The following is a 21,310-nucleotide window of genomic DNA, read 5'->3' on the forward strand; positions in this document are numbered from 1 at the left end:
ACTCACCGAAGGAGCCCATCATGACCGATCCCCTGGCAGCGCTGAGCGAGGCCGGCGTCTCCGTCTGGCTCGACGACCTCTCCCGCGAGCGCATCGACAGCGGCAATCTCGCCGAGCTCATCGAACAGCGACACGTCGTCGGTGTCACCACGAATCCGACGATCTTCGCCGCCGCCTTCGCCGAGGGCGAGCGCTACACCGAGCAGATGCGCGAGCTCAAGGCCGCCGATGTCGACCTCGAGACCGCCGTCTTCGAGTTGATGTGCACCGACGTGCAGCGCGCGTGCGACATCCTGCGCCCGGTGTACGACCGGACCGACGGCTTGGACGGACGCGTCTCGATCGAGGTCGATCCGGGCTTGGCCCGCGACACCGATGGCACGGTCGACCTGGCAGCGCGGCTCTGGAAGCGCGTCGACCGCCCGAACCTGTTCATCAAGATCCCGGCCACCCGCGAGGGGCTGCCCGCCATCGCCGCGACGATCGCCGAGGGCATCAGCGTCAACGTGACGCTGATCTTCTCCCTCGAGCGCTACCGCGACGTGATGGACGCCTACCTCTACGGCCTGGAGCAGGCAGCTGCCGAGGGCCGCGACCTCTCGGCGATCGAGTCCGTGGCGTCCTTCTTCGTCAGCCGTGTCGATTCCGAGGTCGATCCTCGACTGCCCGAGGACAGTCCGCTGCGTGGCAAGGCGGCCATCGCCAACGCCCGGCTGGCCTATGAGGCCTGCGAGCAGGTGTTCTCCTCCGAGCGCGCGCAGGCGCTCCTCGCCAAGGGCGCCAAGCTCCAGCGTCCGTTGTGGGCATCGACCGGCGTCAAGGACCCCAGCTACCCCGACACGCTCTACGTGCGCAAGCTGATCGTCGCCGATAGTGTCAACACCATGCCGGAGAAGACACTGCTGGCGTTCGCCGACCACGGGGACGTCCCCGGCGACACCGTCACGGGGCGCTATGACGAAGCCCGCGAGGTCCTCGCGGAGCTCGAACGCCTCGGCATCTCCTACGACGAGGTCGTCGAGAAGCTCGAGGACGAGGGCCTGGAGAAGTTCGACGCCTCCTGGGCGGAGCTGCTCGACACGGTCCGCGGGGAACTGGACAAAGCATGAGCGAGCGCAGCGAGCGAACAATCAGGCACCTCATGCCGGCAGCTGCCTACACTCGATCCCTTTCACGGCAGGTGACGGCATGAGCGACAGGGACGGGGGCGTCGCGCTGTCGGTCGCCGTCAGCGATCACGACACCTTCGAGTCGGTGCTGCGCGACACGGCCGACGCCGCCGTCGCCTCCGGTATCTTCGCCGAGGACGGTTCGCTGTGGGGTGAGGCAGCCCAGGACGAAGCGAGCGAGAGACTCGGCTGGACCGATGCCGTGGCGCGGTCCCGCCCCCTCGTCGCCGAGATCGAGTCGCTGCGCCACGAGCTGCGCGAGCGCGGCGTCGACCGGATCGTGCTGTGCGGCATGGGCGGCTCGTCACTGGCCCCGGAGGTCATCTGCGCCGCGTACGGAGTCGAGCTCGTCGTCCTCGACTCCTCGCATCCGTCGATGGTCCGTTCGGCGCTCATCGATCTGGAGCGCACGGCGGTCGTCGTGTCCAGCAAGTCCGGCGGGACGGTCGAGACCGACAGCCAGCGCCGTGTCTTCGAGCAGGCGTTCCACGATGCCTCGATCGACCCGGCCTCGCGCATCGTCGTCGTCACCGATCCCGGATCGCCGCTCGAGGAGCTCGCGACCGGGAACGGCTACCGCGTCTTCCAGGCCGACCCGACGGTCGGGGGACGCTATTCGGCGCTCACGGCCTTCGGGCTCGTCCCGAGTGGGCTGGCCGGGGCGCCGATCGCCACCTTGCTCGACGAAGCGGCAGCGGTCCGCGATGTCCTCGCTGCTGACACCCCGGACAATCCCGCGCTCCGCCTGGGCGTCCTGCTGGGCGTGGCCGCGCGCGAGCGAGCGGACAAGCTCGTGCTCGCCGATGTGTCCGGCGAGGGCTTCGGCGAGTGGGCCGAACAGCTCGTGGCCGAATCGACCGGCAAGGACGGCACCGGCATCCTCCCGGTCGTCGTCGCATCTCCGACCTCCCCCAATTTCGCGCCGCACACCGGCGACAGCGTCCTCGTCGTCAGCGGCGATGCCGAGCGGCCGGACGCACCGTGGTCCGCGGCCGTCGCCGGTCCCCTCGGCGCGAGATTCCTGCTGTGGGAGACCGCGATCGCCGTGGCCGGCAGGATCCTCGGCATCGATCCCTTCGATCAGCCCGATGTCGAGTCGGCCAAGCAGGCGGCTCGTGACCGGCTCGGCGGTGGCACGAAGACACCCGCGCCCGCCCTCAGCGAGGACGGCATCGACGTCTTCGGCACCTCCGCCTCATCGCTGGCCGGCGCCGTCGACGAGCTGCTCGCCCAGCTCACGTCCGAGGGGTACCTGGCCGTGCAGGCCTACCTGGATCGCTGGGAGCACGCCGGTTTCGCGTCTGTGCGCGATCAGCTCGCGGAGCACCTCGGCCGGCCCGTGACCTTCGGCTGGGGCCCGCGTTTCCTGCATTCCACGGGCCAGTATCACAAGGGCGGAGCCCCGGTCGGGGTCTTCGTGCAGATCACCGACGAGACCGCCGAGGATCTGCCCATCCCCGGCCGCGACTTCACCCTGGGACAGTTCATCGCCTCTCAGGCCGAGGGCGACGCCTCCGTGCTGCGGGACCACGGCCGCCCGGTGCTGCGTCTTCACCTGCACGACACCGCCGCCGGACTCGAACGACTCAGGAGCCTCCTGGCATGACCACGGGCAGAACCGAGATGTGCTGGGTATTCGTCAACCACGGTCGGTGTCCGTTGACGAATACCCAGCACATCTCGGTACAGGGAGGAGCAGGATGACCGCGGCGAACCCGCTGCGCGACCCGCGGGATCGCCGGCTCCCCCGCATCGCGGGGCCCTGCAGCGTCATCATGTTCGGCGTCACCGGCGACCTGGCACGCAAGAAGCTCATCCCCGCGATCTACGACCTCGCCCATCGTGGACTCCTGCCGCCCGGGTTCGCCCTCGTCGGCTTCGCCCGTCATGACTTCGGCGACCGGACCTTCGCGTCGATGATCAAGGACGCGGCCAAGGCCGGGGCGCGGACCGAGTGGAGCGAGACCGTCTGGAAGCAGCTGGCCGCGGGCATCCGCTTCGTACCGGGGCAGTTCGACGACGACGATGCCTGGGACCGGCTCGCGGAGACGCTCGCCGAGCTCGACCGGACGCAGGGCACCGGAGGCAACCACGCCTTCTATCTGTCGATCCCACCTGGTCTGTTCCCCGTCGTGGTGTCCAAGATCAAGGAGCACGGCCTCGCGACCTCGAGCGAGGGCTGGCGACGTGTCGTCATCGAGAAGCCGTTCGGCCATGATCTGGAGTCGGCGCGCGAGTTGAACCGGCTCGTCGACGACGTGTTCCCCCGCACCTCCGTGTTCCGCATCGATCACTATCTCGGCAAGGAGACGGTGCAGAACATCCTGGCGCTGCGCTTCGCCAATGGCATGTTCGAGCCGATCTGGAACAGCCACTACGTCGACCACGTGCAGATCACCATGGCCGAGGACATCGGCATCGGCTCGCGAGCCGGCTACTACGACGGCATCGGAGCCGCCCGCGATGTCATCCAGAACCATCTGCTGCAGCTGATGGCGCTGGTGGCGATGGAGGAGCCGGTCTCCCTCGATGCCAACAGCCTGCGCTTGGAGAAGCAGAAGATCCTCGCCAACGCGAGCGCACCGACGGAGCTGTCGAAGCACACCGCGCGAGCCCAGTACACCGCGGGGTGGGCCGGAGGCGTCGAGGTCGAGGGATATCTGGACGAGGACGGCATCCCCGAGGACTCGCGCACGGAGACCTATGCCGCGATGCGGATCGACATCGGCACGCGCCGATGGGCCGGAGTGCCCTTCTACCTGCGGACCGGCAAGAGGCTCGGCCGCCGGGTCACCGAAGTCGCGGTCGTGTTCAAGCGCGCCCCCCACCTGCCGTTCCGCAAGCACGATGTGACCGAGCTGGGACAGAACGCGCTGGTCCTGCGTATCCAGCCCGATGAGGGCGTCACGCTGCGTTTCGGTGCCAAGGTCCCGGGCACGACGATGGAGATCCGCGACGTCAACATGGACTTCGCCTACGGCGGCGCCTTCGTGGAGAGCAGCCCAGAAGCCTACGAACGGCTCATCCTCGATGTCCTGCTCGGCGACCCTCCGCTCTTCCCCCAGCAGGAGGAGGTCGAGCTGTCCTGGAAGATCCTGGACCCGGTCATCGGGCACTGGCGCCGTCAGCGCACGATCGACTCCTACCAGGCAGGCACCTGGGGTCCGTCGTCCGCAGATGCCATGATCCAGCGCGACGGCCGTACCTGGAGGCGTCCCTGATGGAGATCGCACTCACCGACACCAATGCCGGCGATATCGCCCGCGCCCTGGTGCGCGCCCGTCACGGCGCCGGCAGCCCGGCGATGGACATGGTGCTGACCCTCCTGGTGGTCACCGATGACGAGAACGTCGCCGACGCGATGCGGACCGCCACGGCGCTGTCGACCGAGCACCCCGCCCGGGTCATCGGCGTCGTGCTCGGAGACGGCCGCGGGCGGGCCCGGCTCAACGCCAAGGTGCGCGTGGGCGAATCCTCCACGGGCGAATCGATCCTGCTGCGGATCGCCGGCAAGCTCACGCGCCACAGCGAATCGGTGGTGTTGCCGCTGCTGCTGCCGGACTCCCCGGTGGTGATCTGGTGGCCCGCCCACGGACCGGCCGATCCCTCCCACGATCCGATCGGACAGCTGGCCCAACGGCGCCTGACCGACGCTGAGAGCACCGGTCAACCGGTGCGGGCCTTGCGCAACGTGGCGCGGCACTATGCCCCGGGCGACACCGATCTGGCCTGGACGCGGCTCACCCCCTGGCGGGCGCTCTTGGCCGCCGCACTGGACCAGTCCGCCGGAACCGTGAGCTCGGGATCGGTCGTGAGCGACGAGGGCAATCCGGCGGCCGTCCTCCTGGTCGCCTGGCTCGAGAGCCGGCTCGGAGTGCCGATCAGCCATCGGCACGGTCCGGGCACCCAGATCGGCGAGGTGACCCTGGAGACCGATCTCGGGACCGTTCGCCTCACCCGCCAGGACGAGGCGAGCTGCGAGTTCACCGTCCCCGGGTCCGCGTCGCGGGTCGTGCCGCTGGGCCGGCGGACATTGGCGGAGCTGCTCGCCGAGGACCTGCGTCGTCTCGATCCGGACGTGATCTACGCCGAGACCATCGACCAGCTGTTGGAGCAGAACATATGACCGGGAGGCGATGGTGACCGTACAGGTACTCGAGGATCGTGAAGCGCTCGCACGGGCCGTCGCCCACCGGATCAGCACGCGGGTCGCCGAGCTCCAGGAGACACAGGCGAGAAGACCGCGACTCGTGCTGACGGGCGGCTCCGTCGCCGGCGAGATCTACGGGCTACTGACCGGGGACGCCCTGATGTGGCATGAGGTCGACTACTACTGGGGCGATGAACGCTATGTCGAGTCGTCCTCCTCCGATCGCAACGAGCTCCAGGCGCGCGAGGCCTTCCTCGACCGTTTCGAGGTTCCCGAAGAGCGGATACACGCGATGCCGGCCGCCGGGAGGTACGCCTCCAAGGAGGAGGCCGCCGAGTCCTATGCCGCGGACCTGCCCGACGAGTTCGATCTCGTGCTGCTGGGTGTGGGCCCCGATGGACATATCGCCTCGCTCTTCCCCGGTTTCGAGCAGCTGGCTGTCCTCGACCGCGATGTGGTGGCCGTCGACGACTCCCCCAAGCCCCCGCCGGAGCGCCTGTCACTGACCTTCGCCGCGCTCAATCGCACCACGGCGCTGTGGTTCGTGGTCGCCGGCGAGGACAAGGCACAGGCCGTCGCCGCGGCGCTCGCCGGCAGCCCGGTCGAGGAGGTCCCGGCCGCGGGAGCTCGCGGGATCGAGGAGACGCTATGGCTCCTGGACACGGAGGCCGCGGGTCGTCTCCCCCGCTGAGCGGCGACCCATCGATATCCCGCTCAGCGCTCGGGTGGATGCGCCCAGTCGCTGCGGGTGTGGGCCAGGTGGGCGCTGAGCAGCCGATCGGCCGCCTCGCCGTCGCCGTCGAGCACCGCGTTGAGGATGCTGCGGTGTTCGCCCGCCGCCTCGCTCAAGGTGTGGGTGTCGGACTCGCGCAAGCCGTAGAGCCGCGTCTGGTCGCGCAGGATGGCAACCCAGTCCAGCAGCCGACGGTTCCCATGCAACTCCAGGAGCGCCAGATGGAATTCGCGGTCCGCTGCCAGGAACGTGTTGACATCGCGGTCTTCTGCTGAGACCTCCGTGGCGCGCACCAGCTGATCGAGTCGATCGCGCTCCGCCGTCAGATCGATATCGGCGAGCGCGCGGACGGCCGGCACCTCGAGCATGAGCCGCAGCTCGAAGACCTCGTCGAGGTCGGCCGGGGTCAGCTCCGCCACCCGGAAACCGATATTACGAACCGGCTCCATGATGCCGGCATTCACGAGGGTGAGCATCGCCTCACGGACGGGGCTGACGGACACGCCGAGCTGGCGGGCCAGGGCGGTGGCCGAGCAGACCTCACCGCTCTTGATCTCACCCGAGACGATCGCCTGACGCACGATCCGCAGTGCCTTGTCACGGAGGCTGTCATCGCGCTCCAGGGTTCTCGCGGAGATCATGGGTGCCTCTTCGACATGTCTCGTACAGTACCCCATCGACAGTGGTAATCGGCTACCGTTCAAGGCCGATCGGCCCGTGCGGACCTCCTCGCTCAGATGTCGAGGACCACGTCGCCGATGGGCACGGCGATACAGGTGAGACATCCGTCGTCGGCAGGGTTCTCGCCGAGATGGGCGACCGTCCCCGAGATCACGCGGACGGCGCAGCTCTCGCACTGACCGACCCGGCAGCCACTCGGCAGGACGCGGCCCTGCCGCTCGGCCGCTCGCAGGATCGAACGGTCCGCCGGCGTCCAGCTGACCGGCTCGCCACCGCCACCGAACCGGATGATCGCGGGCTCGAGGTTCTGCGGTACCTCGACCGCGGCGTGGAAGTCCTCGCGGAAGACGTCGAATCGCGGCACACCGCGCCCGGCGAGCTCTTCGGTCACGTCATCCATCAGGCTCGATGCGCCGCACAGGTACACGAGCGGACGCTCGTCGACCGGCAGATCCAGATCGCGGAGCGAGAGCCTTCCCTGTTCGTCGAAGTCGTGACCGGGCCGATCCGCCTCCGCGGGCTGCGAGTACCACGCTCGGATGCTCAGCTCCGGAATCTCACGGTCGAGCAGATCGAGCTCGTCGCGGAACGGGTGCTCGAGACTGTTGCGGAACACGGCTAGCAGGGTGACCGACGGCGGCCGTTCCGAACGGTCCCGCAGCGCGCGCAGGTAGCCGATGAACGGTGTGATGCCCACTCCTCCCGCCACCAGCACGACGGGACGGTCGGTCGACAACGGTGGGGTGAACGTGCCCTGCGGACGTTCCAGCCACAGCCGCGATCCGGTCGACACGTCCTCGTGGACGAAGCGCGAGATCACGCCGTCCTCGATACGCCGCACGGCGATGTCGACCGTCGACTCGCCCTCGCCCCCGCGGGTCACCGAGTAGGCACGCGCCGGTCCGTCCTCGGTGGCGGCGAGCAGGACATGCTGCCCGGGACGGACGGCCGGCAACGACTCCCCTCCCGCCGGGGCGAGGCTCAGTCCGGCCACGCCCTCGGCCTCGGGCCAAGCGCGCAGCACCCGCATCTGCTGTCGTCCGGCCCAGTTCCCTTCGCTGAGCACGGGATCGGGCCGCAGTTCACAGGCCGCCGCCCGCAACGGGACCGAGCCGCTCGTCGGATCGTGCTCGTCGTCGCTGAGCACCGCGTTGATGTTCAGCGATCCGTCGCCGCTCACCGGCGTGCGAGGCAAGCCCAGTGGAGGGCAGTCCTCCCACCAGCCGAAGTCAGCGAGCACGACACTGGGATGCAGATCGTCGTCGACATGGACGCGGGCTCGGGTCGTCCCGTTCGCCGTCTCGATCACCGCCCAGTCGCCCTCGATGAGGCCGCGAGAGCGCGCGAGCTCCGCGCTGACGTCGACGTGGGGGTCCGGCGCGCGGCGCCGCAGGGAGGCGACGTGGCGGTGCGAGGTGTGCACGTAGACGCCGTTCTTGTGCGTCGACAGGATCAGCGGCAACGGCGCGCCGTCGCGACCCCGACGGGAATCGATGGGCGCGACGAAGGTCGGCAGGGGCCGGTAGCCGTGCTCGAGCAGCTGCTGGGAGTACAGCTCCACCCTTCGTGTCGGTGTCGCGAAGCCGGTGACGCCGCCATCCTCGCGCATGACGGCGTACTTCTCCCGCGAGGTGACCTGCGGGACCCGGGCTGCGTGCTCACCGTCGATGAGATCGTCCAGCCTGACCCCGGTGGGGGCCAGATGCCAGTCCCATCCCGCCCGGATGTCACCGTCGAAGAACTTCTCGCCGAGACCGAGCCTGGTGGCCAGGTCCACCGCGATCTCGTAGTCGGCGCGGGACTCGCCGAGCGGGTCGATCATGCGGGGACGGAACTGGAGGTACTCCACGGCCTCCTGGGTGATCTCGAAACCGGCCCGCAAGGCCTCCCGTTCCCACGGCGTGTTCGCCGGCAGCACGTAGTCGGCGAGTTCGGCGGTGGGGTTCATGAACATGTCGGTGTGGACGTAGAGGTCCAGGGCCTCGATGGCCGCCCTGCTGCGCTCGCCGTCCGCCTGGGACACGGTCATGTTGTTGCCGAAGCTCACCAGGGCCCGCACCGGGTAGGGATCGCCCTCCAGCGCCGCTCGGCAGAAATGTCGAGCGGTCACCCATCCCAGCCGGGGCGGACCCAGGGGCAGGTCACGGAGTCCCAGCGCCTTCTCGCGCTGTTCCGGTGGCAGCAGATCGTAGGGCGACAGCGGGTTCAGCGGTGGCGGTTGCAACCAGAGGTTGCCGCCGGGGCGATCGCATGCGCCCAGCAGCGCGTAGAGCGTCGCGATGCACCGCTCGGTCTGGGTCGCGTTGGAGTGCTGGCCCACACCGGTCCACGAGTGATAGGCGATCCGGCCCCGGCGGCTGAGCAGCTCGAAGAAGCTCTCCAGCTCCGCGACACCGATCGTGGTCGCCTCGGCGACCGCCTCCGGCGTCCATTCGGCGCTGTGCTCACGCAACCGCGCGAAGGCAGGACGGGCAGTGATCCGGCGCCCCTCGGGCGTGCTCAGGTCGACCTCACTGTCGAGGTCGACCTGATCGGGATGCTCCAGCGGGTGGCGGGGATCGTAGGCGCGGAGCGTCCCGGTGCGGACGTTCCGGACGACGAACGCGGCCGCGTCACCGCTCTCCCAGACCTGGTCGGCGGTGACGAACCGTCCGGTCTCGTCGTCGACGAGCATCGGCGCATTGGTCCACGAGCGCACGAAGTCCTCGTCGTAGGTCGCGGTCTGCAACAGGTGCCGCACCGCGCCGAGCGCCAATGCGGCGTCGGTACCCGGCCGGACGCGCATCCAGAGGTCGGACTGCTGACCGCTCCCGGCCTTCTTGGGATCGATCACCACGACCGTCGCCCCTCGTGCACGTGCCTCGGCGATACGGCTCGCCTGCGCGAGCCAGGTGCGCGCAGGGTTGTGTCCCCAGAGCAGGATCGTCTCGGCCTCGTCGTAGTCCGGCGCGCCGACGCCGCGACCGAAGGTGAGCGCGTGCGCGTAGTCCTTGTGCCAACCGCAGTTCTCGACCGCGTAGATGAGATTGGGGCTGCCGAAGGTCCGTACCAGTCGCTCGATCCACTCGATGCTGTCGACGATCGGGGTGCCGGACGGGGTGGTGGCGGCGAAGGCGACGGCCTCGGCCCCCGATTCGCCCTTGATGTCGTTCAGCCGTCGGGCGATATCGGTGAGTGCCTCGTCCCAGGACACCTCCTCCCATCCGGGATCGAGGGCGGTGCGGGGCGTGGTCCGGCGCAGCGGGACCGTCAGCCGACGCGGGCTGCCCGCGATCTCCGGCGCGGCACGTCCTTTGGCGCAGAGAGCGCCGCCCGTGGGATGGCCGGCCAGCGGTCGTACGCCGACGAGCCGACCCTCTTCGACCAGGTTCAGCGACCCGCACCGCGACCGGCACAGCGTGCAGTATCCAGCGATCTCCTCGGTCATGCGCACCCCTCTCGCGGGTCGGGCTCGTCAGAAGAACAACGGAGCCAGCAGGAAGGCCACGGTGCCGATCGAGCAGGTCACCAAGGCGAAGATGATCAGGAATCCCATGATGTGCCGGAAGGACAAGCCGCACAGGGCCAGCAGCGGCAGCGCCCAGAAGGGCTGCAGGGCATTGGTCGACATGTCGCCCCAGATGTACGCCACCGTGGTCAGGTCGAGCGGGACGCCGAGGGTCTGGGCCGCCTCGCCGAGATAGGGTGCCTCGATGGCGAACTTCGACCCGCCGGAGGGCACGAAGAAGTTGAGGATGGCCGAGTACCAGTAGACGAACACCGCGAAGGTCTGCTCGCTGGCCACGGTCGCGAAGGCATTGGCGATCCGCTCGCTCAGGCCGGAGGCCACGATCATGCCGAGGATGCCCGCATAGAAGGGGAACTGCAGCAGAACGCCCCACACGAAGGTGCCGCCCGTCTGCGCCGCGGTGAGCAGGGCCTTGGGCGTCCCGTGCATCAGGATGCCGACGAAGAGGAAGATGAAGTTCACCGAGTTGAGCGTGAGGCCCTGGAGGATGCCGTCCTCGAGCGAGCTGAAGTACAGGACGACGTAGACGAGTCCGAGCAGACCGATGCTGCCGTTGACCCATCGCGAGTTCTCGATGATCTCGACCGGTGTCCGCTTGCCGGGCCTCTTCGCGGCATCGCGCGCCTCGCGATCGGCTTCGAACTCGGCGGCCATCTTCTCGCGAAGCTCGGCCGGTGGACTGACGGTGTCGGCCGGCCCAGGTTGAAGCACGATGGCGGTGATCGTCCATGCCACGATCGTGATCAGCACCAAGGTGAGGTTGAACGGCGAGAACACGGTCTGGCTCATCGGGATGACGCCGAAGTACTCCTCGGCGAAATGGCCCGGGGTCGCCACGAGCAGTCCCGCCGATGAGGACAGTCCTGCGTGGAACGTGCCGGCCATGCCCAGGTACGCGGCTGCCACGAGGAGCCGGTAGTCGGCCTTCGTGTCGCGCGCGGCGTAGTACCGCACCAGGATTCCCGCGGCGATGAGGCCGATCCCCCAGTGGATCCACATGAGGATCATGCTGGTCAGGGCGACCGTCGCGACCGTGCGCTTGGGTCCCGCTTGCCGGTCGGCGACCCAGATCAGCGCTCGGCGGACCGGCGGCGAGCTGGCGACGACGTAGCCGCTGAGCAGCATGAGCGCCATCTGCATGCCGAACTCGAGCAGGCCCCAGAATCCGTCACCCCATCCGCGAACGATCGTCTCGGCCTTGTCCAGGCCGAGACCGCCGGGGGTGGCGAAGAAGGACACGGCGCCCGCGACCATGGTCAGCAGCACGACGATGATCCACGGATCGGGGATCCATCGCACGCAGATGTCACTGAGCAGGTTCGACAGCCGTTCGAGGGGCTTGCGAGTTCGGCGCTCCGTGGACGCGGTCATGAGGGGGCTCCTTGGGAGATCGGAAACGAGGGCAGAGGGAGGGTGATCGCTACCGGGAGATGCTCAGTCCGAGCTTGTCGGCGGCGAGGGCGGCGATCGTCACATCGCACCAGGCCTCGCCCACCCCCTTGAACAGATGGAGGCCGCTCACGGTCGTGCGCGGCTCCTTGACGACGTCCGCGAGCTCGGCATCGACGGCTCGATCCGCGGGGACACCGTCGCGGCATGCCAGGATGATGTCTCCGGCCTCGGCGAAGGACGAGGCGCGGGTCTCGACCGTCACGAATGCCCGGTCGACGAGGGCCGTGTCGACCTCGCGAGCCTCGGGCGAGTGCGAACCGATGGCCACGACGGTCGCGTCATCTCGCAGGGACGCCGAGTCGAAGAGCGGTGTGGACGCGGAGGTGCAGCAGGCGACGATGTCCGCCTCCCCCACCGCTGTCGGCGTGCCGACCTCGGCCTCCACTCCCGACTCCGCCACCCAGGCCACCAGCTCGCGGGCACGCTCCGGCGAGCGTCCGACGACGATCACCCGGCGTAGCGGACGGACCGCCCGGATGGCCTCGATGTGGCCTCGGGCTTGAGGGCCGGCACCGAACACCAGGAGGGTCGAGGCGTCGGCTGGTGCCAGCTGACGGACAGCCAGACCGGATAGCGCCGCGGTGCGCAACACCGTGAAACCCGCGGCGTCGAAGATGACGGCCGGTCGCAGCGTCAGGCTGTCGGACAAGATGACGAGGCCCTGGATCCGCGGAAGGCCCCGCTCGTGATTCGTCGGGGAGACCGAGGCCATCTTCACGCCCACGACGCCGTCCACCTGCGAGGGCATGTAGAGCAGGTGACCGTGAGGCAGATCCGTGCGGCTCCGCAGCGGGGTGTGCTCGGTCGCCGTCCCGGTGCGCAGCGCGCCCTCGAGCGCGTTGATCGCCTCCTCATAGGAGACGAGACCGTCGAAATCGGCCGCGGTGACGAAGGGAAGGGCGGATGAGTCACGCATGCGGGGTCCGGGAGCCTCTCGTTGATGGGATGTCTGACCGATACTGATCGGTGATCGATTACCCATAACGTAGGGGCTGGTATGTCGCGCCGTCAACGGCCGCAGCGCAGAAATGTGAACGTAACGCGACGAGAAAAGCCATCGCCCACGGGACGACTCCCGTGGGCGATGGCGGTGAAACGGCTCAGCGGCCGGCGATCAGAAGATGATCTCCCCTGTCTTGCGCTTGGTGCGCAAGGTCTCGAGTGCCTCGTCGAGGATCGACGCGGCCTCCTCCTCCGAACGCCGTTCCTTCACATAGGCCAGGTGGGTCTTGTACGGCTCGATCCGCGGAGCATCGGGGCGATTCTCCGCATCCCGGCTGGCGGGGAACCCGCACCGCGGACAGTCCCACTCCACCGGAACCTCGGCCTCGATGGCGAACTGCAACGTGGTGCGGTGGTCCTTGGCGCAGAAGAAGTCGATGGTCTGTCGCGGCGCGGCCTCACCGCGTTCGGCCTCGCCCATGGGACCGGAACCGATCCGGCTCCCCCGGATCGCTCCGGTGGACATCAGGCGCTCACCTTCAGCAGCAGCCCGAGGGCGAAGACGCAGACGACCCAGACCAGGGCCACGCCGACCGTCAGGCGGTCGAGGTTCCGCTCGGCCACCGACGAGCCGCCCAGAGAGCTCGACACGCCACCGCCGAACATGTCCGAGAGCCCGCCACCACGGCCCTTGTGCATGAGCACCAGCACGATCATCAGCACGCTGCTGAGCGCCAGCAGGATCGAGAACAACAAGATCACGAGACGTTTCCTCCGTCAGGAACCGGACAGGTCCGGCAGATCGTAGAATCGGGCGATCGCGGCGAACTCCTCGGCTTGCAGGCTCGCGCCACCGACGAGGGCACCATCGACATCGGGCTTGGCCATGATCGACGAAATATTCTGCGCCTTGACCGATCCGCCATACAGGATACGCGTTGCCGCGGCCGTCTCGGCACCCCAGGTCTCGGCGAGCCGTCCGCGGATGGCCGCGCACACCTCCTGAGCGTCCTCGGGCGTCGCCACCTCGCCGGTGCCGATCGCCCAGACCGGTTCATAGGCGATCACCAGTCCGGCCACCTGTTCGGCGGTGAGACCTTCGAGCGAGCCGTCGACCTGTCCCAGGGTGTAGCCGACATGCTCACCGGACTGGCGCACCTCGAGACCCTCCCCCACACAGACAATGGGCGTCATGCCTGCGGCGAGCGTCTTGCCTGCCTTGGTGTTGACGACAGCATCGGTCTCACCGTGATACTCGCGACGCTCCGAATGGCCCACCACCACATACGAACAGCCGAGCTTGGCGAGCATCGCCGCGCTGATCTCCCCGGTGTAGGCACCGCCGTCGTGTTCGGAGACATCCTGTGCCCCGTAGCCGATCTGCAGATGATCGCCGTCGACCAGAGTCTGCACACTGCGGATATCCGTGAACGGCGGGATCACGACGACCTCGGACTTGGCGTAGTCGTGCTTCTTGTCCGACAACGTCCACGCGAGCTTCTGCACCAGGACGACGGCCTCATGGTGGTTGAGATTGGACTTCCAGTTGCCTGCCATCAAGGGCGTACGCTCGGTCATGAGGCCTCCTCGTCGAGAACTGCCAGGCCGGGCAGCGTCTTGCCCTCCAGGTACTCCAGGCTCGCGCCGCCGCCGGTCGAGATATGGCCGAACTGGTCATCGGAGAACCCGAGCTGACGCACGGCGGCGGCGGAATCGCCGCCACCCACGACCGAGAGTCCATCGACCTCGGTGAGCGCCTGCGCGACCGCCTTGGTGCCCGCGGCGAAGGCCGCCATCTCGAACACGCCCATCGGGCCGTTCCAGAAGACCGTCCGCGCGCGCCGGATGACGTCGGCGAAGTGCTCCGCGGAGTCAGGACCGATGTCGAGGCCTAGCTGATCCTCGGGAATGGCGTCGACCGAGACGATCGTCGCCGGCGCATCGGCGGCGAACTCCGGTGCCACCACGACATCCGTCGGCAGCACCAGCTCCACCCCCTGCCGAGCCGCGCGCTCGATGTAGCCCTTGGCCACCTCGATCTGGTCGGACTCGAGCAGGCTCTTGCCGACCCCGTGCCCCTGCGCGGCCAGGAAGGTGAAGACCATCCCACCGCCGATGAGCAGCGTGTCGGCACGATCGATGAGGTGGTCGATCACGCCGAGCTTGTCGGAGACCTTCGAGCCACCGAGCACGACCGCATAAGGCCGCTCGGGGCTCTCGGTCAGTCGTTCGAGGACCTCGACCTCGGCCTCGACCAGGCCGCCGACATAAGCCGGCAACCGGCGGGCGATGTCGTAGACGCTCGCCTGCTTGCGGTGCACGACCCCGAAGCCATCGGAGACGAAGACATCCGCGAGCTCGGCCAGCTCGTCGGCGAAGGCGCCGCGCTCGGCATCGTCCTTGCTCGTCTCGCCGGCGTTGAAGCGGACATTCTCCACCACCGCGACCTCGCCGTCACCGAGCGCCGCACTGATCCGGTGTGCTTCGGGACCCACGGTGTCGTTGGCGAACAGGACCGGCTGTTCCAGCAGTTCTGCCAGACGTTCAGCGACCGGCTTGAGCGAGAACTGTGGATCGGGCGTGCCTTTGGGGCGGCCCAGGTGGGCCGTCACCAGGACCTTGGCGCCGGCATCGGTCAGACGCTTGATGGTCGGCACACTGGCGCGGACCCGGCCGTCGTCGGTGATGCGCTGACCGTCCAACGGGACGTTCAGGTCGCTGCGGACCAGGACGCGCTTGCCGCTCAGGTCGCCACCGGACTCCGACAGCAGGGTGTCGATCGTCTTCACGAGAAGCCGTCTCCCGCGATCAGAGCGATCCGCCGACGAGATCGACGAGGTCGACCAGGCGGTTGGAGTATCCCCACTCGTTGTCGTACCAGCCGACGACCTTGACCTGGTCGCCGATCACCTTGGTGAGGCCGGAGTCAAAGATGCACGAGGCGGGATCGGTGACGATATCGGTCGACACGATCGGATCCTCGGTGTACGTGAGCTTGCCGGCCAGCGGGCCCTCGGCAGCAGCCTTCTTGACGATCTCGTTGACCTCCTCGACCGTGGTCTCACGGCTCGCGGTGAAGGTCAGATCGGTGGCCGAACCGGTCGGCACCGGGACACGCAGCGCGTAGCCGTCGAGCTTGCCCTTGAGCTCGGGCAGCACCAGGCTGACGGCCTTGGCGGCGCCCGTGGAGGTCGGGACGATGTTGAGCGCAGCGGCACGGGCGCGGCGCAGGTCCTTGTGCGGCGCGTCCTGGAGGTTCTGATCCTGCGTGTACGCGTGGATCGTGGTCATCAGGCCCTTCTCGATGCCGAGGGCGTCGTTGAGCGCCTTGGCCATCGGAGCGAGGCAGTTGGTGGTGCACGACGCGTTCGAGATCACCGTGTGCTGCGCGGGATCGTAGAGATCGTCGTTGACGCCCATCACGATCGTGATGTCCTCGTTCTTGGCGGGCGCGGAGATGACGACCTTCTTGGCGCCGCCGTCGAGGTGGGCCTTGGCCTGCGTGGCGTCGGTGAAGAAGCCGGTCGACTCGACGATGACATCGGCTCCGACACTGGCCCAGTCGAGCTTGGCGGGGTCGCGCTCCTCGAAGGCCGCGATGCGCTGATCGCCGACATAGATGGCCTCGTCGTCATAGGTCACCTCGGCGTCGAGGCGACCGAGGATGGAGTCGTACTTCAGCAGCGTGGCGAGGGTCTTGTTGTCGGTGAGGTCGTTGACCGCGACGATCTCGATGTCCGCCCCGGCGGCGCGTGCGGCGCGGAAGAAGTTGCGGCCGATGCGACCGAAGCCGTTGATACCTACACGAACAGTCACGCGAGACTCCTGCAATCGAAGGTGGGGTGCACTACACCGTCCACCCTACTACTGCCGTTGTCGGCCAGCGTGCGGACCGACGCCCTCAATGATCGGGCAGGAGATCCTCGTTCAGACCCGCCTCGGTGTCGGGGATACCGAGGTCCTGTGCACGCTTGTCCGCCATCGCCAGCAGGCGGCGGATCCGGCCGGCGATCGCATCCTTGGTGAGCACCGGGTCGTGCAATTGACCCAGTTCCTCCAGGCTCGCCTGGCGATGCTCCACGCGCAGCAGCCCCGCGAGCTTCAGGTGGTCCGGCACCTCGTCGCCGAGGATCTCGAGGGCGCGCTGCGCCCGGGCCCCGGCGGCGACGGCCGCGCGCGCCGAACGGCGCAGATTGGCGTCATCGAAGTTGGCCAGCCGGTTGGCGGTCGCACGCACCTCGCGGCGCATGCGCCGTTCCTCCCACGCCAGCAGCGCCTCGTGGGCTCCGAGGCGCGTCAAGAGCGCGCCGATGGCCTCGCCGTCGCGGATCACGACGCGGTCGGCGCCGCGCACCTCACGCGCCTTCGCGGCGATACCCAGCCGACGGGCCGAGCCCACGAGGGCCAGCGCCGCCTCCGGCCCGGGGGCGGTCACCTCGAGGGAGGACGAACGGCCGGGCTCGGTCAGCGATCCACGTGCCAGGAAGGCGCCGCGCCACGCAGCCACCGCGTCGCAGGACGCCCCGGAGACCACCTGGGGCGGAAGACCCCTGATGGGCCTGCCGCTGGCGTCGACCACACCGGTCTGCCGAGCCAGGGCGTCGCCTTCCTTGGCCACCCGCACCACGTACGAGGTGCCCTTGCGGATGCCGCCGTTCTGCAGCACCAGCAACTCGCTGCCGTGTCCGTAGACCTCGGCGATGTCCTTGCGCAGGCGGCGCGCCGTGGCACCCGAGTCGAGCTCGGCCTCCACCACGATCCGGCCCGACACGATATGCAGCCCGCCGGCGAAGCGCAGGATCGTGGAGACCTCGGCCTTGCGGCAGCAGGACTTGGTGATCGGTGTCTGCGCCAGCTCGGACTTGACCTGGGTCGTCATCGCCATCCGCGGTGTTCCTCCTCGAAGAGTGCTCGCTTCACTCTATGCCTCGCTGAAAACCTTCGTGAATACCTGGGCGAGCAGCTCCGGATCGTGCTGGTCGGGCCGCTCCCGCGACGCGACATCGGCGCAGACCAGCCTGGCACCCACGCGACGAGCGACGTGCTGGAGCGCCGAGTCACCGGCCACACTGCGTCGATCGGCCACGATGACGTCCAGTCGCAGATCGGGGGCGTGCTCGACGAGGACGTCCAGGTGTGCGGACGGGGTCAACCCCTCGGTCTCCCCCGGCTGGTCGACCAGATTGAGCACCAGGATGCGCCGCGCGCTGGTGCGCACGAGCGCCTCGCGCAGGCTCGGGACCAGCAGATTGGGCATGACGCTGGTGAACCACGACCCCGGCCCGACGACGACCCAGTCGGCGGCGTCGATGGCAGCCACCGACTCAGGGCACGCCGGCGGATCGGCGGGCTCGAGACGGACTCCGAGGACCTCACCGGGTGTCGAGGCGACCTGCGCCTGGCCTCGCACACGCTCCACGGGATAGGGGGAGGTCCGCGATCGGACATCGGCCTCGATCGTCAGCGGGACGGAGGCCATCGGCAGCACGCGTCCTTGCGCGCCGAGCAGCTCGCCGACGAGCGCGAGCCCGCGGACGGTGTCGCCCAGCCGGTCCCACGTCGCGGCCAGCAGCAGGTTCCCGAGCGCGTGGTTGCCGAGCGGCCCCTCGCCGCTGAAACGATGCTGCAGGATCCCCGCCCACGTGCGACCCCAGTCGTCATCGCGGCACAGTGCCGCCAACGCCATCCGGAGGTCTCCGGGAGGCAGGATGCCGAACTCCTCGCGCAGCCGTCCCGACGAGCCGCCGTTGTCCGCCACCGTGACGATGCCGGTGAGATCGTCGGTCACCCGCCGCAGAGCCGCCAGACTGGCGGCCAGCCCGTGCCCTCCCCCGAGAGCGACGACGCGCGAACTCATTCCTTCCCCAGATCGCGGTGCACGACCAGCGTCTTGACCCCGTGCGCCCGGAGCCGGCTCGCGAGCGCCTCGGACATCGCGACGCTACGGTGCCGTCCGCCCGTGCAGCCGATCGCGACGGTCAGGAAGTGCTTGTCCTCGTGTAGGAAGCCGTCGGTCAGCAGAGCGATCAGCTGCTCATAGCTGTCCAGGAACTCGACCGCGCGTGGCTGCGCCTCGACATAGGTGCGCACCGGGTCGTCCAGCCCGCTCAGAGCGCGCAGATCGTCGTCCCAATAGGGATTGGGCAGGAAACGCATATCGGCGACCATGTCGGCGTCGATCGGGATGCCGTATTTGAAGCCGAAGGAGACGACCGTCGCCCGCAGACCGTACTGTCCGGGAACCTCGAAGGCGGCCTGCATCCGCTGGGCGAGCTGGTGGGTGTTGAGGCGGGTCGTGTCGATGACGAGATCGGCCGCCGCCCGCACATTGCGCAGCAGGTCGCGCTCGCGGTCGAAGCCGTCCATCAGCCGGCCCTCGTGGCTGAGCGGATGCGGCCGACGCGCGGCCTCCTGACGACGCACGAGGACATCGTCGGCCGCCTCCAGATACAGGATCCGGACGGCCACACCGGACTCCTTCACTGCCTCGACCTGGTCGACCAGGGCACCGAAGAAACCACGGGAGCGCGCGTCCACCACCAGCGCGAATCGATCGACATCGCCGGCCTCGCCGACCGTGCGCACGGCATCGGCGAGCATCGGGGCGGGCAGATTGTCGATGACGTAGTAGCCGAGCTTCTCCAAGACCTTCGCGGCGGTGCCGCGTCCCGCACCGGTCATGCCGGTGACCAGGACGACCTCGTTGATCGTGCTCACGTACTGCCCTCTCCGTCGTCGATGATCTCACCCGTGCGAGTGTCGATCGCCGGCCCGGCCGGCGATCCGTCTCGCAGGGCCTGCACGATCGATTCTGCCGTAGCCGGACCGATACCGGGCACCGCCTCGATCTCCTCGGCCGTCGCGGCACGAAGCCGCTTGAGCGATCCGAACTGCTTCATCAGCGCCTTGCGTCGCGTGTCCCCCAGCCCGGGGATCGGATCGAGCAGGCTCTCGACCATGGACTTGCTCCGGCGCGTGCGGTGGTGGGAGATGGCGAAACGATGGGCTTCGTCGCGGACTCGCTGCAGGAGATAGAGACCTTCGCTCGTGCGGGGAAGGATCACCGGGTCCTCGTCATCGGGCAGCCACACCTCCTCGAGCTTCTTGGCCAGCCCGCACAGGGCGACGCCCTCGATGCCGAGCTCCGCCATCGCCGCCCGCGCGGCCTCTACCTGGGGTGGTCCGCCGTCGACGACGACCAAGGAGGGCGCATACGCGAACTTGCGCGGCTTGCCGGTCTCCGGGTCGATCCCCGGTTCCTCGTCGCCCTGGCGGTCGCGGGCCCTCAGATAGTTCTCGAACCGGCGGGTGATGACCTCGTGCATCGCCGCGACATCGCTCTGGCCCTCATGGCGCACGGTGAAACGACGGTACTCGGACTTGCGGGCCAGACCGTCCTCGAAGACCACCATGGAGGCGACGATCTCGGTGCCCTGGAGATTGGAGATGTCGAAGCACTCGATCCGCAGCGGCGGCTCGGCCAGCCCGAGGGCCGCCTGGATCTCCTCCAGGGCCAGGCTCCGGGCGGTGAGATCGCCGCTGCGCTTGAGCTTGTGCCGGCCCATCGCCTGCTTGGCGTTCTGCTCGACGGTCTCCATCAGCCGTTTCTTGTCACCGCGTTGCGGCACGCGGATCCGCACGGGACCTCCGCGCTGCTCGCTGAGCAGCGCCTCGACCGCTTCGAGATCGGCCGGGAGCTCGGGCACCAGCACCCGCTTGGGGATCGCCTCCTCGACCGCGTCCTGGTAGAGGGTCATCACCGCATGCTGCACCAGCTCGGCCAGGGCGGCATCGTCCTCCTTGTCGGCGACCCAGCCGCGCTGTCCGCGCACACGCCCGCCGCGCACCGAGAAGATCTGGACCGCGACCTCCAGGGGATCGTCGACGAAGCCGAAGACATCGGCATCGGTGCCGTCCCCGAGGACCACGGTCTGCTTCTCCAGGACGCGTTGCAGGGCGGAGAGGTCGTCGCGGTACTTGGCGGCGAGCTCGTACTCCTGGCGTCCGGCCGCGTCGCGCATCTGCTGTTCGATCCGCCGGGTGAAGCCGGCGGTCTGGCCACCCATGAACGCAAGGAAGTCGTCGACGATGTCGCGATGCTCCTCGGCGGACACCCGCCCGACGCAGGGGGCCGCGCATTTGCCGATGTCCCCGAGCAGGCATGGCCGGCCGATCGCCTTGGAGCGACGGAAGACTCCGGCCGAGCACGATCGCATGGGGAAGACACGCAGCAGAGTGTCGACGGTGTCGCGGATCGCCCACGCGTGTCCGTACGGCCCGAAGTACCGGACCCCCTTGCGCTGCGCGCCGCGCATCACCTGCACACGCGGGAACTCCTCCCCCACGGTGACCGCCAGCCACGGGTAGGACTTGTCGTCGCGGTACTTGACGTTGAAGCGAGGGTCGTACTCCTTGATCCAGGAGTACTCCAGCGCCAGTGCCTCGACCTCGGTGCCGACCACGGTCCACTCGACCGATGCCGCCGTGGTCACCATCTGCTGCGTCCGCGGGTGCAGGTGCGCGATGTCCTGGAAATAGGAGCTGAGACGTGGTCGCAGCGACTTGGCCTTGCCGACGTAGATCACGCGGCGTTCGGCATCGCGGAAGCGGTAGACGCCCGGCTCGGTCGGGATCTCGCCCGGTTTGGGCCGATAAGTGGCCGGATCAGCCATCGG

General features: G+C 68.6%; 18 protein-coding genes. 5 read left to right on the forward strand and 13 right to left on the reverse strand.

Annotation, left to right across the window (positions count from 1 at the left end):
* The first annotated feature begins 20 nt into the window (after positions 1-20).
* From tal to pgl, 5 genes are all read left to right on the forward strand, one after another.
* Positions 21-1,109: a transaldolase gene (tal, locus tag JL108_RS04040; RefSeq protein WP_205197191.1), complete on the forward strand. Its 1,089-nt coding sequence runs from the start codon at positions 21-23 to the stop codon at positions 1,107-1,109.
* Positions 1,110-1,188: 79 nt separating this feature from the next.
* Positions 1,189-2,775, forward strand: a complete 1,587-nt coding sequence (locus JL108_RS04045; RefSeq protein WP_205197192.1) for a glucose-6-phosphate isomerase — start codon at positions 1,189-1,191, stop codon at positions 2,773-2,775.
* Positions 2,776-2,869: 94 nt separating this feature from the next.
* Positions 2,870-4,390 carry a glucose-6-phosphate dehydrogenase gene (gene zwf, locus JL108_RS04050; protein WP_205197193.1) on the forward strand — a complete coding sequence of 507 codons (1,521 nt, stop codon included), beginning with the start codon at positions 2,870-2,872 and terminating at the stop codon, positions 4,388-4,390.
* Entirely contained in the window at positions 4,390-5,295 is a 906-nt protein-coding gene (locus tag JL108_RS04055; RefSeq protein WP_143912408.1) for a glucose-6-phosphate dehydrogenase assembly protein OpcA, read from the forward strand. Before zwf ends, JL108_RS04055 begins: the two co-directional genes overlap by 1 nt.
* Before the next feature lie 10 nt (positions 5,296-5,305).
* On the forward strand, positions 5,306-6,010 hold the full coding sequence (gene pgl / locus JL108_RS04060) for a 6-phosphogluconolactonase (RefSeq protein WP_205197194.1): 705 nt from the start codon (positions 5,306-5,308) through the stop codon (positions 6,008-6,010).
* Between the two features lie 23 nt (positions 6,011-6,033).
* Here pgl and JL108_RS04065 read toward each other — a convergent pair whose 3' ends face one another.
* The 13 genes from JL108_RS04065 to uvrC all read right to left on the reverse strand — a co-directional run bounded on the left by JL108_RS04065 (position 6,034) and on the right by uvrC (position 21,307).
* The gene (locus JL108_RS04065; protein WP_205197195.1) at positions 6,034-6,693 is read right to left on the reverse strand and encodes a GntR family transcriptional regulator; all 660 of its coding nucleotides are present in this window, start codon (positions 6,691-6,693) and stop codon (positions 6,034-6,036) included.
* A gap of 92 nt (positions 6,694-6,785) precedes the next feature.
* Positions 6,786-10,160, reverse strand: coding sequence for a molybdopterin-dependent oxidoreductase (locus JL108_RS04070; protein ID WP_205197196.1), 3,375 nt, complete (start codon positions 10,158-10,160; stop codon positions 6,786-6,788).
* Positions 10,161-10,187: 27 nt separating this feature from the next.
* The gene (locus JL108_RS04075; RefSeq protein WP_205197197.1) at positions 10,188-11,612 is read right to left on the reverse strand and encodes a short-chain fatty acid transporter; all 1,425 of its coding nucleotides are present in this window, start codon (positions 11,610-11,612) and stop codon (positions 10,188-10,190) included.
* 49 nt (positions 11,613-11,661) lie between these two features.
* Positions 11,662-12,609: an ornithine cyclodeaminase family protein gene (locus JL108_RS04080; RefSeq protein WP_205197198.1), complete on the reverse strand. Its 948-nt coding sequence runs from the start codon at positions 12,607-12,609 to the stop codon at positions 11,662-11,664.
* A 198-nt stretch (positions 12,610-12,807) separates the two neighbouring features.
* Positions 12,808-13,161, reverse strand: coding sequence for an RNA polymerase-binding protein RbpA (locus JL108_RS04085; RefSeq protein ID WP_143912420.1), 354 nt, complete (start codon positions 13,159-13,161; stop codon positions 12,808-12,810).
* The gene (gene secG / locus JL108_RS04090; RefSeq protein ID WP_143912422.1) at positions 13,161-13,397 is read right to left on the reverse strand and encodes a preprotein translocase subunit SecG; all 237 of its coding nucleotides are present in this window, start codon (positions 13,395-13,397) and stop codon (positions 13,161-13,163) included. Before secG ends, JL108_RS04085 begins: the two co-directional genes overlap by 1 nt.
* Positions 13,398-13,412: 15 nt before the next feature.
* Complete coding sequence (tpiA, locus tag JL108_RS04095) at positions 13,413-14,213, reverse strand: triose-phosphate isomerase (RefSeq protein ID WP_143912424.1); 801 nt, start codon at positions 14,211-14,213, stop codon at positions 13,413-13,415.
* The gene (pgk, locus tag JL108_RS04100; RefSeq protein ID WP_205197199.1) at positions 14,210-15,424 is read right to left on the reverse strand and encodes a phosphoglycerate kinase; all 1,215 of its coding nucleotides are present in this window, start codon (positions 15,422-15,424) and stop codon (positions 14,210-14,212) included. Before pgk ends, tpiA begins: the two co-directional genes overlap by 4 nt.
* A gap of 19 nt (positions 15,425-15,443) precedes the next feature.
* Entirely contained in the window at positions 15,444-16,451 is a 1,008-nt protein-coding gene (gap, locus tag JL108_RS04105) for a type I glyceraldehyde-3-phosphate dehydrogenase (protein ID WP_205197200.1), read from the reverse strand.
* 85 nt (positions 16,452-16,536) lie between these two features.
* Positions 16,537-17,520, reverse strand: coding sequence for a DNA-binding protein WhiA (gene whiA, locus JL108_RS04110; RefSeq protein ID WP_143912429.1), 984 nt, complete (start codon positions 17,518-17,520; stop codon positions 16,537-16,539).
* Positions 17,521-17,556: 36 nt separating this feature from the next.
* Positions 17,557-18,492, reverse strand: coding sequence for a uridine diphosphate-N-acetylglucosamine-binding protein YvcK (gene yvcK, locus JL108_RS04115; RefSeq protein ID WP_205197201.1), 936 nt, complete (start codon positions 18,490-18,492; stop codon positions 17,557-17,559).
* On the reverse strand, positions 18,489-19,352 hold the full coding sequence (gene rapZ, locus JL108_RS04120) for an RNase adapter RapZ (RefSeq protein ID WP_205197202.1): 864 nt from the start codon (positions 19,350-19,352) through the stop codon (positions 18,489-18,491). Before rapZ ends, yvcK begins: the two co-directional genes overlap by 4 nt.
* On the reverse strand, positions 19,349-21,307 hold the full coding sequence (gene uvrC, locus JL108_RS04125; RefSeq protein WP_205197203.1) for an excinuclease ABC subunit UvrC: 1,959 nt from the start codon (positions 21,305-21,307) through the stop codon (positions 19,349-19,351). The genes rapZ and uvrC overlap by 4 nt, the downstream gene beginning before the upstream one ends.
* Between the last annotated feature and the right edge of the window lie 3 nt (positions 21,308-21,310).

Source organism: Aeromicrobium sp. YIM 150415 (genome assembly GCF_016918125.1).
GTDB lineage: Bacteria > Actinomycetota > Actinomycetes > Propionibacteriales > Nocardioidaceae > Aeromicrobium > Aeromicrobium piscarium.

Excerpts from the sequence above, each read along its gene's own strand:
- tal (WP_205197191.1), top strand. The coding sequence starts at position 21 with ATGACCGATCCCCTGGCAGCGCTGAGCGAGGCCGGCGTCTCCGTCTGG.
- JL108_RS04045 (WP_205197192.1), top strand. The coding sequence starts at position 1,189 with ATGAGCGACAGGGACGGGGGCGTCGCGCTGTCGGTCGCCGTCAGCGAT.
- zwf (WP_205197193.1), top strand. The coding sequence starts at position 2,870 with ATGACCGCGGCGAACCCGCTGCGCGACCCGCGGGATCGCCGGCTCCCC.
- JL108_RS04055 (WP_143912408.1), top strand. The coding sequence starts at position 4,390 with ATGGAGATCGCACTCACCGACACCAATGCCGGCGATATCGCCCGCGCC.
- pgl (WP_205197194.1), top strand. The coding sequence starts at position 5,306 with ATGGTGACCGTACAGGTACTCGAGGATCGTGAAGCGCTCGCACGGGCC.
- JL108_RS04065 (WP_205197195.1), bottom strand. The coding sequence starts at position 6,693 with ATGATCTCCGCGAGAACCCTGGAGCGCGATGACAGCCTCCGTGACAAG.
- JL108_RS04070 (WP_205197196.1), bottom strand. The coding sequence starts at position 10,160 with ATGACCGAGGAGATCGCTGGATACTGCACGCTGTGCCGGTCGCGGTGC.
- JL108_RS04075 (WP_205197197.1), bottom strand. The coding sequence starts at position 11,612 with ATGACCGCGTCCACGGAGCGCCGAACTCGCAAGCCCCTCGAACGGCTG.
- JL108_RS04080 (WP_205197198.1), bottom strand. The coding sequence starts at position 12,609 with ATGCGTGACTCATCCGCCCTTCCCTTCGTCACCGCGGCCGATTTCGAC.
- JL108_RS04085 (WP_143912420.1), bottom strand. The coding sequence starts at position 13,161 with ATGTCCACCGGAGCGATCCGGGGGAGCCGGATCGGTTCCGGTCCCATG.
- tpiA (WP_143912424.1), bottom strand. The coding sequence starts at position 14,213 with ATGACCGAGCGTACGCCCTTGATGGCAGGCAACTGGAAGTCCAATCTC.
- whiA (WP_143912429.1), bottom strand. The coding sequence starts at position 17,520 with ATGGCGATGACGACCCAGGTCAAGTCCGAGCTGGCGCAGACACCGATC.
- yvcK (WP_205197201.1), bottom strand. The coding sequence starts at position 18,492 with ATGAGTTCGCGCGTCGTCGCTCTCGGGGGAGGGCACGGGCTGGCCGCC.
- uvrC (WP_205197203.1), bottom strand. The coding sequence starts at position 21,307 with ATGGCTGATCCGGCCACTTATCGGCCCAAACCGGGCGAGATCCCGACC.